Here is an 11,287-nt window from a genome sequence, read left to right as displayed (position 1 = left end):
ACCCGCCACCGGGAATCGGTGGCGGGTTCTCGCTGTGCGCCCGTAGGGATTCGAACCCCAAACCTTCTGATCCGTAGTCAGATGCTCTATCCGTTGAGCTACGGGCGCGTGTTATTCAGTTGTACCGCCGTCGGCCGACTGCGGTGGCGGAGGCGAGAGGATTTGAACCTCCGGTCCCGTTTTAGCGAGACAACTCATTAGCAGTGAGTCCCATTCGGCCGCTCTGGCACGCCTCCTTGGCGGAGTCCTTTCGAACTGCCGGGCCAAAGATTACACACCCGCCGCGTCCACAAGCAAACCGTTTGGTCAGAGCCGGTTTTTGCCCCTCTGACGGGTCGGCCTACATTGGTCTGGTGAGCCTGCGAATCCGCCCCGATCTCGACACCCTTCCCGTCTATGTTCCGGGCAAGACGTTTCCCGGGGCCGTGAAGCTCGCGAGCAACGAGGTCACCGAGGGTCCGCTGCCGAGCGTCGTCGACGCCATCGCCGCAGCGGCGGCCGGAGTCAACCGCTACCCCGACAACGGCATCGTCGAACTCACCGCAGCGCTCGCCAAGAAACTCGGCGTCACCGAGGACGAGATCCAGGTCGGGTGCGGATCGGTGATCCTCTGCCAGAACCTGATCACCATCACCAGCGGCCTCGGGGACGAGGTGGTCTTCGGCTGGCGTTCGTTCGAGACCTATCCGCTGGCCACGCGTGTCACGGGCGCGACGCCGGTCCAGGTGCCGCTCACCGGCGACCTCACCTACGACCTCGAGGCGATGGCCGCCGCCGTCACCGAGCGGACCCGCCTGATATTCGTGTGCAACCCCAACAACCCGACGGGCACCGTCGTCGAGGCCGCCGACCTCCGCGCGTTCCTGCAGAAGGTGCCGTCGGACATCATCGTCGTGCTCGACGAGGCGTACTTCGAGTACCTGCGTCTGCCGGAGAGCCAGGCCTACGACGCACTCGAGCTCCGTCGCGAGTTCCCCAACCTGGTGATCCTGCGCACCTTCTCCAAGGCATACGGGCTGGCCGGCCTCCGTGTCGGGTACGCGATCGCCGACCCCGAGGTCATCACCGCGCTGGGCAAGGTTCACGTGCCGTTTTCGGTGAGCAGCGTCGCCCAGGCCGCCGCCATCGCGAGCCTCGAAGCGGGCGAAGAACTCGTCGCGCGGACCGACGCCGTGGTCGCCGAACGCGCCCGCGTCACCGAGCGGCTGCGTGCCGCCGGGTACCGCGTACCCGACTCGCAGGCCAACTTCGTCTGGCTCGAACTCGGCGCCGCGGCGATGGACTTCGCGCGTGCCGGTGTCGACGCCGGTGTGGTGATCCGCCCGTTCGACGGTGACGGCGTCCGGGTGACGGTCACCAACGCCGTCGAAAGCGACGTCTTCCTGGCCTTCGCCGAGAACTGGGGCGGCCCGCGGGCCTAGAGACCGCGCGCGATGGTGGGCCACGCGACTTCGAGGTCGCGTTCCCAGTAGCCCCAGGTGTGCGTACCGATGAGGCGGAAGCCGTTGGTGTACGGAATGCGCGCGGCGCGCAGGGTGACCGCGAACTCGAGCGAGCAGCGGTAGGCGCCCAGCTCGAGGGCCGACGACGACGCCGTCACGACGTCGCGGGTCCCCTCTTCGGGGTCGATCCGGCGCTGCAGATCGAGCGGGCCGATGGCCCCTGAGCCGGCGGAGAGGAAGATGTTCTTGCCGCGGAGTCTGTCCAGATGGTGGGCCGGATCGTGGGCACGCCATCCAGCGGAGCCGAACGGTCCCCACATGTTCGTCGCGTCGCCGCCGTCGCGGCCGACCGTCGAGCGCACGTATGCCTCGTTGAACGGACCCGACACCGGCGGGCATCCACTGAGTGATGCGACGCCGGTGTACATCGCCGGGTTTCGGACGGTGAGCGCGAACGCCGCCTGTCCGCCCATCGACAGACCGATGATCGCGTTGCGCCCGTTTCCGTTGAACCGTTTGTCGACGAGCGGGGGCAGCTCCTTGGTCAGGAACGTCTCCCACATCGGCTTGCCGAGTTTGGCGTCCCGCCTCTTCCAGTCGGTGTAGAAGGTGCCCGACGCCCCGGCGGGGAGCACTACGTTGACGTTCTTGTCGGCGAAGAACCGGCCGGCACGGCCCTTGGTGATCCAGTCGCTGACATCCTTGTAGTTGCCGGCGCCGTCGAGCATGTACACCGTCGACCGGGGACCCGTGGCACCCTTCGGGGTCAGGACGGACACGCGGATGCGGTCCTGCATGGCCGGGGAGTACACCCAGACGTCGGTGCGCAGGGCACTCATCTTCACGGTCTTGGCGATCCGTGCGACGGGTTTCGGCTCGGTCGTCCGCGGTGCCGCATGGGCGACCACGGGGGTCAGCGCAGCCGTCATCACCAGACTGGCAAGGCCCGCGATCAAGCGCCTCGAAATCACGTCGAACTCCCTACCCGGCAAAACCCCGACCGCACCGGAAGTCATCTTTTGCCATGCTGATGCACCGAACCGTACGGCTCGTACGCGTGGCAGACATCTAGACTGTCAGACTACCTGCCGGTCGGCAGGGCGAGACGTCCCGAAAGTGGCCGATCCGATACCAAGGGCCGAACATTCTTAGTCCCCGAGCGAAAGTCGACGATGAACGCAGCGAAGACCGGTGTCGAGGACGGCGGGCTCGCCGACGACGGGTACGCGTTCGTCGCCGAGGTCGGGGTCCGGTGGTCGGACATGGACGCCTTCGGGCACATCAACCACGCGCGCATGGTCACCCTCATGGAGGAGGCGCGCATCGCCTGGCTCCTCAGCGCCGGCGAGGAGTACGCCCCGCTGATCACCAGCGCGATGATCGTCCATGTCGACATCCGCTATCAGGCCCAGCTCCGACACGACGACTCGCCGCTGCGAATCGGCATGTGGATCAAGAACTTCCGCTCGGTCGACTTCACCATCGGCTACGAGATCCGGGGCGCACACGCCGACCCGGCGAGCCGCCCGGCGTGCGTGGCGAGCACCCAGATGGCCGTCGTCGACGTGGAGAAACACACGCTCCGGCGCCTCAGCCCCGGCGAGAAGGATTACCTCAAGGCCTGGTCACGACGGCTCGTAGCGGGCCGGTAGCTCCCGGGGCACGGCCGGTGATATCCGGGCGATGTTGCCCTGCAACACATCCCGGTAGATCCGAAGCTGCTCTTCGCCGCTGCGCACCTGCTCGGTGAGCCGCTTGGCGTTGTCGACGCTGATCTCCCGATCCCCCGACCGCGCGATCAGGGCGTCGATGCGGTCGTCGAGGGTCATCGCCTTGTTGTACTCGGCGAGCACCTGTAGTTCGACGGCCGCCGACTCGACGACGTGTGCGACCTCGCCGAGTGCCTGGACGCGATCGATGAGTTCACTCCACACCGGGCGGAGCGTCGTCTCACGCTGGTCGATCTGGGCCGCGAAGGTGCGGTCGAAGCCGCCGTTGCGCTTCGCGCGGTCGAGGTCGATGCGGACCGCGCGGAGGGCGATCACGTCGGCGGCGATCTCGGCCAGCTCGGCATGCAGGTTGACCTGGGTGCGCTGGACCTCGAAGTGATCTGAACGCCACGCGGGGTTGCCGACGATGCGGTCGTAGTAGTGGCCCGCGATGAACAGCAGTGTCTCGTAACCGTCGACGAAGGTCGCCGACCGAGGGGCGCCCGCCTGCGCCGAGTCGCGACCGGCGGTCAGGAGCTGATCGGCCCACTGCCCGGCCTGGGGGTTGCCCGACTTCGCGGCGACCTGCCCGACGACGCCGGCGATGCGGTCGATGGCCGCGGTGCCCGCGCGTCGGACGTAGCCCGAGGAGTTGACGTTCGGGGTCGGCGTGCACAGCAGGCCGGAGAAGAGCCGCTCGCGTTCCTCGATCTCGAGGTAGATGTTCTCGCGGCGCTCACGACGGATCGCGCGCGTCCCCGAGGCGAGGACGCCCTTCGCGGTCACGATGTGCTTGCGCGCGTCCTCGCGGCGTCGTTGGAGACCGTTCAGTCGGTTGCGCATGACTGCGCCGACGACGCTCGGGACGACCGGGCTGGACAGCTGGTGTTCGAGCTGGACGATCGCGCGCTGCAGACGGCGCAGGTCGCCGAACCCGGCGGGGACCGTCGGCATCGGGCGGCCGGTGGAGATCCTCCGCACCACGACCGCGCGGCCTCCGGGGGTCAGGTAACCGGCTGCGACGAGCAGTGCTGCGGTGTCGGACAGCTCGCGGCGCTCACCCGGCAGTGCGGACCGGTCGCACCACTCGCGGATCTGTTCACTGCTGCGCGCAGGCATCCGCCTCTGCCCTCTCGAGCCGTTCTCGACCATGCCATTGCCGCCTTACCTGGGAGAATCGGTGCGCCCCCGTTTCCGCAAACACCGATTTCGATGCTACCCGCGGTTTCCGACACGCCGGGGTGACCGTGATCTCCTCACCTGGGTTCGCCCGAGGCGTTCGTGCTGTCACGATGTGGGCATGACCGATTCCGTCGAGGCCGATACCGGACGACACGCGAACGAGCGGATACGCGGCCAGCTCTGGCGCGACGGCGAGGCCGTCGACGGCTTCGACATCGAGGCGATCTCGGACTGCCTCGACGCCGACCAGGACGGCACCCTCATCTGGGCCGATCTCGAATGCCCCACGCACGAGACACTGTCGCGGGTCGCGGCCGAACTCGACCTCGATCCCTTCGCCGTGGAGGACACCGTCGCGGCGGCCGAACGTGTGAAGACGGTGATGTACTCGGGACACACGTTCGTGATGGTCTACGCAATCACGCTGCACGACGGCGAGTCCGGTGAGGAGTCGACCGACGATGTCGCGGAACGAGCCGCGGGGACCGCCGTCCGGGCATCACCGGACGGTCGGGCGCGGCTGTTCGACCTGCACCGCATCTCGATCTTCGTCAAACAGAACGTCCTGATCACCGTGCGTCCGACCCCGGATTTCGACATGGACGAGGTGGTCCGGCGCTGGTCGGAGAGCGGCGCGATGCAGTACGGCGTGGGCGCCCTCGTCCACGGCCTGCTCGACGTCGTCGTCGACGGGCATTTCGACGCGGTCCAGCTGCTCGACGACGAGATCGAGGACCTCGAGGCGCTGCTCTTCGAAGCGCGTGCCGGGCCGCGAGCTCCAGCGCCGTACCTACGATCTGCGCAAGGACCTCGTCGTGCTGCGGCGCGTGGTCCTGCCGATGCGGGAGGTGATCGCCGGTATCCAGCGGCGCCGCTTCGACAACCATGCACCACCCGAACTCGATCCCCACTTCTCGGATCTGTATGACCACGCCCTGCGCGCCACCGAGTGGACGGAATCGTTGCGGGACATGATCACCACCGTTTTCGAGACCAGCCTGACGCTCGCCGACGCACGGCTGAACACGGTGATGAAGAAGCTGACGGCCTGGGCGGCGATCATCGCGGTACCGACGGCCATCACGGGCTTCTACGGACAGAATGTGCCGTTTCCGGGTTACCTCGACACGCTTGGTTTCGTCATGAGCATCAGTTTGATAATTGTTGTCGTGCTGGGCCTGTACATCTCCTTCCGACGCCGCGATTGGTTGTGACCCGACGTTGAACTCCCCTGCCATCACGATCGATGGTCTGACCAAGCGCTTCGGCGCGGTCACCGCGGTCGACGAACTGTCGTTCACGGTCGCGCCGGGGCGCGTGACCGGCTTCCTCGGACCGAACGGTTCGGGCAAGACGACCACCCTCCGGATGCTGCTGGGTCTCGTCGAGCCGACGGCCGGCCGCGCGCTCATCGGCGACCGTCCGTACCGGCAGATCCGTCGGCCCGCACAGCAAGTCGGGGCGGCGCTGGAGGCGTCGAGCTTCCACCCGGGCCGCACCGGACTCGGGCACCTCGAGGCCCTGGCACCGCAGGTCGGAGTGTCCACTACACGGTGCCGGGAGTTACTGGACTTCGTCGGACTCACCGGGGCCGTGGACCGTCGGGTCGGTGGCTACTCGATGGGCATGCGCCAGCGCCTGGGCCTGGCGACGGCACTGCTCGGCGATCCGGGCGTGATCATCCTCGACGAACCGGCGAACGGTCTCGATCCACAGGGCATCGTCTGGCTGCGCGGACTCCTCCGATCGCTGGCACGCGAAGGTCGGACGGTGCTGCTCTCGAGTCACGTTCTGGCAGAGGTGCGCAGCACCGTCGACGACGTGGTGGTCATCAGCAACGGCCGGCTCGTTCGCGCCTCGACCCTGACCGAGTTCGAGGACCTCGCCGTCCACGCCGTTGGGGTCCGGACCCCGAGCCCCGCGTCGTTCGTGGCACTGGCACGCGAACGCGACTGGCGGATCGAGGACGCCCCCGGCGGTTTCCGTGTCCATGGTGTCGACACGGCCACCGTCGGCTCCGCGGCCTTCGGCGCCGGAATCGAGTTGCACGAACTCACCGACGCCGGAGCCGATCTCGAGACCGTCTTCCTGCAACTGACCGGTGCGGCCACGCCGGCGATGGGAGCTGTGCGATGAAGGCGGCGCTGGTCGCGGAGTACCGCAAGTTCATCTCCACCCGGATGTGGTGGGTGCTGCTCGTCGCGATGGTCGGATATCTGGCCTTCATCGGTGCAGTCCTTGCCTTTTCGCTCAACGCCGAGAGCGCGATGAACCAGCCGGTGCTGCTCTCCGGCGGCGACCTCGCCCGCTCGATCTACGCACTGACCTCACCGATCGGTTACGTCTTCGCGCTGGTGATCGGCAGTTTGGCGGTGACCGGCGAGTTCCGCCACAAGACCATCACCGCCAGCCTCCTGGTGGAACCACGACGCGGAATCCTGTTGACGGCCAAGCTGATCGCAGGCATCCCGATCGGTGCGCTGTACGGCATCCTCGGCACGCTTGCCGTCGTGGCGACCGCCGCCCCGGTTCTCGCCCTGGTCGGCGACGGCGCCTACCTCGGCGACACGTCGACCATCGAGGTCATCGTCCTGTCGATGCTCGTGATGGTGTTGTGGACGGCACTGGGCGTCGCCTTCGGCGCGGTGGTCTACAATCAGGTCGCCTCGATCGTCATCCTGCTGGCGTTCACCCAGCTCGTCGAGCCGATCGCCCGGATCGCGCTGGCCTCCTTCGAGGCCACCGCGTCGGTGTCGAAATTCCTGCCCGGGTCGGCGGCCGACGCCCTGGTGGGCACGAGCTTCTACGCCAGCATGGGTGAGGGCGCGGGGGATCTGCTCCCGCAGTGGGCCGGCGCTCTCGTGATGCTGGTGTACATCGCCGCGTTCGCGGTGATCGGGCGGTACACCACGCTGCGACGCGACATCGCCTAGCTCCCGAATCGGCGGCGTGTGCAGCGCCCGTCGTTACGATCCGGTCACAACACCTGCCTCATCCGTCACATCTGTCCCATACTCGACGGGTCACCAGACCCACGACGAGGGATGACGCATGCGACGACGCCGAACGCTGACCGGGGCACTGGTGGCGGTCGGGGCGTCACTCGTCGCGCTGGCACTCGCCCCGGGAGTCCCGTCCGCCGTCGCCGACCAGAACACCGCCCGCATCGTCTCGACCACCGCCTTCGACGGACGCGAGCGCCTGAAGGTCTGGTCGCCGTCGATGGGTCGCGAGATCACCGTCGACGTCCAGCATCCGGCCGGGGACACCACGCGCCCGACGCTGTACATGCTCGACGGCGCCGAGGCGCACGATGAGGAGTCCGGCTGGTACGCGATGACGCACCTGCAGCAGCTGGCCGCCGGCGAGAAGCTCAACGTCGTGACGCCGGTCGGCGATCCGCACAGCTACTACACCGACTGGCGCGCAGTCGATCCCGGCGTCGGCAAGAAGTACATGTACGAGACTTTCCTGACCGAGGAACTGCCCCCGCTGATCGACGAGGAGTTCGACGGCAACGGTCGCAACGCCATCGCCGGGGCGTCCATGGGCGGGGTCGCAGCCCTGACCCTCGCCACCCGACGCCCCGCGCTGTACCGCGGGGTGGCCGGTTACAGCGACTGCGCCAACATCTCGAGCCCACAGAATCAGCTGCTCACCCGATGGGACGTGAGCCGCGGCGGCGGCAACGCGAACAACATGTGGGGCCCGATGGGCGACCCGGAGTGGAGTGCCCACGATCCCTACGTGAACGCGGAGAAGCTGCGCGGCAAGACCATCTACATGTCGTCGGGCAACGGACTCCCGGGGAAGTACAACAACCTGCTCTCCGACCCGATCGGCGAGACCATCCAGGGCATGATCGCCGAGTTCGGCAGCTGGACCTGCACCGGACAGATGAGCAACCGCTTCAAGCAACTCGGCATCCCCTACACCTCCAACCTGCGACCCAGCGGGACCCACAAGTGGGGCTACTGGAAAGAAGAGCTGGCGGTGTCCTGGCCGATCCTGACGCGGTCGGTCGGGTTGCGCTGATTCACGCGGGACGCGGGATGGCCGCCGAGAGGCTCTGCCCGATCCACAACGGGATCTCGCGGGCGATCCCCACCGGGGCATGGACCTCGGCTCGATCGGCGCTGAGCGCGTACCGCCAGTCGATGTCGCCGCGCCAGATCTCGGTCAGGGTTCTCAAATCGGTCACGATGGTGGCGTCGACCTCGTAACCAGGATCGAAATCGCACACCTGCGCGTCGTCGCCCGACACAACCAGCCACCAGGATCGCGACTTGCCGATCACATCGCGAAAGACGAACTGCACCATGGTTCGTCGACGTGGCCACCGGCCGACCGGGATGGTCCGGCGCATGTCCCACATCAGCAGATGAGGATCGAGGTCGGCGTCGCCGAGCTCACCGACCCAGCGAATTCCCCACTCACTCAGGGCATCCACCACCGGCATCAAATCTTGTCCCATGGCCGTCAGGGTGTACACCGAACGACCACCGACCACCGACCTGTTGACCACCCCGGCGCGTTCCAGACTGCGCAGCCGCTTGGTCAGCAGCGCCGGTGACATTTTGGGCACCCCGCGCCGCAGATCGTTGAAATGTCTACTCCCCAGGAGCATTTCGCGGACGATCAGAATCGTCCAGCGTTCGTCGAGCAACTCCATCGCCTTCGCGACGGGGCAGAACTGTCCGTACGACGTCATCGCATCCTCCCTCACGCCGTCGACTCCAAGTACACACCCACCGCACACCGTTGACCAGTACAGAATGTGAACCGGTTCCGGTACAGATGTTGGTCTGGAGGGATGCACCGTGGACGGCGGATGCTCGAGAGGTCCGCCAGATGAATACGACACCAACGAGCACGAGGATTCCCATCATGACCACGATCCACCCCACCCCGTTCGACGCCGAGATGAAGGCCAAGCACCGCAAGCTGTGGGCGGCCGGCGACTACCCGGCCGTCGCCGACCTGATCGCACCACTGGGCAGGCGCCTCGTCGACGCCCTGCACGTCCGGTCCGGCGAGAAGGTCCTCGATGTCGCGGCCGGTGCCGGCAATGTCGCGGTTCCCGCGGCCCGGGCCGGCGGTCACGTCGTCGCCACCGACCTCACGCCCGAACTGCTGGAGACCGGCGAAGCGCGGCACAAGGACCTCGGCATCACCTGGCGCACCGCCGATGCCGAGGACCTCCCGTTCGACGACGACGACTTCGACATCGCGACGTCCTGCGTCGGCGTGATGTTCGCACCGAATCACCAGAAGTGCGCCGACGAACTCGTCCGCGTCGTACGAACCGGCGGGAGAATCGGTCTGATCAACTGGACGCCAACGGGATTCATCGGTGAGCTGTTCGGGGTCATGAAGCCGTACGCACCGCCCCCGCCTCCCGGTGCACAACCCGGCCCACTGTGGGGCAGCACCGACCACGTGCGATCCCTGTTCGACGGCCGCGTGACCGACCACCGGTTCACCACCACGACCGTGAAGATCGACGAGTTCACCGACGGCGCCGCCTTCCGGGACTTCTTCAAGGCCCACTACGGTCCGACGATCATGACCTTCCGCAACATCGCCGGCGACCCGACCCGCGTCGCCGAACTCGACGCCGCCATCGCCGAGCTCGCCGACCGGTACATCACCGACGGCCACATGGAGTGGGAGTACCTGCAGGCGGTGCTCACCGTCGTGTGAGCCCCGTCCCCGCCGCGCGGGTCACGCGCGCGCGAACGCCGCCTCCGATTGCGGGTTGCGCGCGACGTAGCGCCGGCCGACCACGAAGCAGACCGCGGTGAGGATCGACGAGACGATCATGAGGCAGGCCATCGGCACCGCGGTGTGGTCGCCGGCGAGGCCGCCCAGCGGGGACAACGCGCCACCCACGAGGAACATGATCCCGCCGAGCACGGCACTGCCGGCGCCCGCGGCGTCGTGGGTGTGCTCCATGGCCAGGGCGGCCGCGTTGCCGAAGATGAAGCCGATGGCCGTGGCGAGGACGAACAGCGGGACAACCAGCAGGACCGGCACCGACGACACCGCTGCGCCGAGCACCCCGCACGCGGCGAGGATCAACACGGGAAGACTGCGCCTGATCGTCGTCGCGGGATGGACCTGCCGACGCGCCAGCCTCGACGAGATCAGTCCCCCGCCCATCATCCCCAGCGCGTTGACCGCAAAGGCGCAGCCGTACACCAGCTCCGACGTTCCGATGACGTTCTGATACACGAACGACGAGCTCGAGATGTAGGCCATCAGCGCGCCGAACGCGAAGGCCTGCGTCAGGACGTAGGCCATGAACCCCGAGCGCTTCAGCCGACCGAGTAGGTCCCCGAACCGAAGTCGCGGTGCACGACGCTCCTGCGGCAGGGTCTCCGGCACCGAGGTCACCGCACCGATCAGCTGCAACACCGCCGTAGCCAGGATCACCGCGAGGATGCCGCGCCACGGAACATGCCCTGCGAGAACACCTCCCACGAGCGGCGCGATGACCGGCGCGAGACTCTGGATACTCATCATCAGCGTCATCGACCGGGCGCCGGCGAACCCGCGGAGGAGGTCGGCGATGACGGCGCGGGCGATGACCATGCCGGACGCCGCCGCGAGCGCCTGCACGAACCGGGCGCCGATCAGCACCTCGATGTTCGGTGCCGCGACCACCACCACACCGGCGATGACCGCGCCGGCAGAGCCGATGATCAGCGGGAGACGCCGACCGAACCGGTCCGAGATCGGACCCCAGATGACCTGGCCGACACCCACACCGATCAGGAACGCGGTCAGCGTCAACTGCACGTGCGTGGCGTCCGTGTGTAGAGCGTCCTGGACGTCGATGAACGAGGGCAGGTACAAATCGGTCGCGATCGGTGCGGTCGCCGACAGGAGCGCCAGAGTGAACAGGAGGCGCGCACCCAGGCCGTCGCGGGTGGTCGGAGCAGAGCTTGTCAC

Annotated in this window: 10 protein-coding genes, 2 tRNA genes and 1 pseudogene; 7 read left to right on the top strand and 6 right to left on the bottom strand. The window is 67.4% G+C overall.

Going from position 1 to position 11,287, the window contains the following annotated elements; genetic code table 11:
- Positions 1–35 precede the first annotated feature (35 nt).
- Together RVF83_RS07340 and RVF83_RS07335 are read right to left on the bottom strand one after the other, a co-directional pair.
- Positions 36–108, bottom strand: a tRNA-Arg gene (locus RVF83_RS07340).
- A 36-nt stretch (positions 109–144) separates the two neighbouring features.
- Positions 145–236: transfer RNA gene (locus tag RVF83_RS07335), tRNA-Ser, on the bottom strand.
- Positions 237–353: 117 nt separating this feature from the next.
- Here RVF83_RS07335 and hisC point away from each other — a divergent pair.
- Positions 354–1,421, top strand: coding sequence for a histidinol-phosphate transaminase (gene hisC, locus RVF83_RS07330; RefSeq protein ID WP_005198778.1), 1,068 nt, complete (start codon positions 354–356; stop codon positions 1,419–1,421).
- On the opposite strand, the gene RVF83_RS07325 is transcribed toward hisC, so the two are convergent.
- Positions 1,418–2,458, bottom strand: coding sequence for an alpha/beta hydrolase (locus RVF83_RS07325; protein ID WP_005198779.1), 1,041 nt, complete (start codon positions 2,456–2,458; stop codon positions 1,418–1,420). The genes hisC and RVF83_RS07325 overlap by 4 nt on opposite strands.
- Before the next feature lie 156 nt (positions 2,459–2,614).
- Between RVF83_RS07325 and RVF83_RS07320 the strand changes: the two genes are divergently transcribed.
- Entirely contained in the window at positions 2,615–3,094 is a 480-nt protein-coding gene (locus RVF83_RS07320; RefSeq protein WP_005198780.1) for an acyl-CoA thioesterase, read from the top strand.
- On the opposite strand, the gene RVF83_RS07315 is transcribed toward RVF83_RS07320, so the two are convergent.
- Positions 3,068–4,303: a hypothetical protein gene (locus tag RVF83_RS07315; protein WP_005198781.1), complete on the bottom strand. Its 1,236-nt coding sequence runs from the start codon at positions 4,301–4,303 to the stop codon at positions 3,068–3,070. The two genes, RVF83_RS07320 and RVF83_RS07315, sit on opposite strands and share 27 nt — an antisense overlap.
- Positions 4,304–4,451: 148 nt before the next feature.
- Between RVF83_RS07315 and RVF83_RS07310 the strand changes: the two are divergent.
- From RVF83_RS07310 to RVF83_RS07295, 4 genes and pseudogenes are all read left to right on the top strand, one after another.
- Positions 4,452–5,547 (top strand): annotated as a pseudogene (locus tag RVF83_RS07310) (magnesium transporter CorA family protein).
- A 7-nt stretch (positions 5,548–5,554) separates the two neighbouring features.
- Positions 5,555–6,469 (top strand): ABC transporter ATP-binding protein, encoded by a 915-nt coding sequence (locus tag RVF83_RS07305; RefSeq protein ID WP_005198784.1) that lies wholly within the window; start codon positions 5,555–5,557, stop codon positions 6,467–6,469.
- Complete coding sequence (locus tag RVF83_RS07300) at positions 6,466–7,266, top strand: ABC transporter permease subunit (RefSeq protein WP_005198785.1); 801 nt, start codon at positions 6,466–6,468, stop codon at positions 7,264–7,266. The genes RVF83_RS07305 and RVF83_RS07300 overlap by 4 nt, the downstream gene beginning before the upstream one ends.
- A gap of 118 nt (positions 7,267–7,384) precedes the next feature.
- Positions 7,385–8,368 carry an alpha/beta hydrolase gene (locus tag RVF83_RS07295; RefSeq protein ID WP_005198786.1) on the top strand — a complete coding sequence of 328 codons (984 nt, stop codon included), beginning with the start codon at positions 7,385–7,387 and terminating at the stop codon, positions 8,366–8,368.
- 1 nt (position 8,369) lies between these two features.
- On the opposite strand, the gene RVF83_RS07290 is transcribed toward RVF83_RS07295, so the two are convergent.
- Positions 8,370–9,044, bottom strand: a complete 675-nt coding sequence (locus RVF83_RS07290; RefSeq protein WP_005198787.1) for a winged helix-turn-helix transcriptional regulator — start codon at positions 9,042–9,044, stop codon at positions 8,370–8,372.
- Positions 9,045–9,220: 176 nt separating this feature from the next.
- Between RVF83_RS07290 and RVF83_RS07285 the strand changes: the two genes are divergently transcribed.
- The gene (locus tag RVF83_RS07285; RefSeq protein ID WP_005198788.1) at positions 9,221–10,036 is read left to right on the top strand and encodes a class I SAM-dependent methyltransferase; all 816 of its coding nucleotides are present in this window, start codon (positions 9,221–9,223) and stop codon (positions 10,034–10,036) included.
- Between the two features lie 21 nt (positions 10,037–10,057).
- On the opposite strand, the gene RVF83_RS07280 is transcribed toward RVF83_RS07285, so the two are convergent.
- Entirely contained in the window at positions 10,058–11,287 is a 1,230-nt protein-coding gene (locus RVF83_RS07280) for a multidrug effflux MFS transporter (protein WP_005198789.1), read from the bottom strand.

Origin of the sequence: Gordonia rubripertincta, assembly GCF_038024875.1 — a bacterium.
Classification (GTDB): domain Bacteria; phylum Actinomycetota; class Actinomycetes; order Mycobacteriales; family Mycobacteriaceae; genus Gordonia; species Gordonia rubripertincta.
This window is presented reverse-complemented; position numbering and strand designations above follow the sequence as displayed.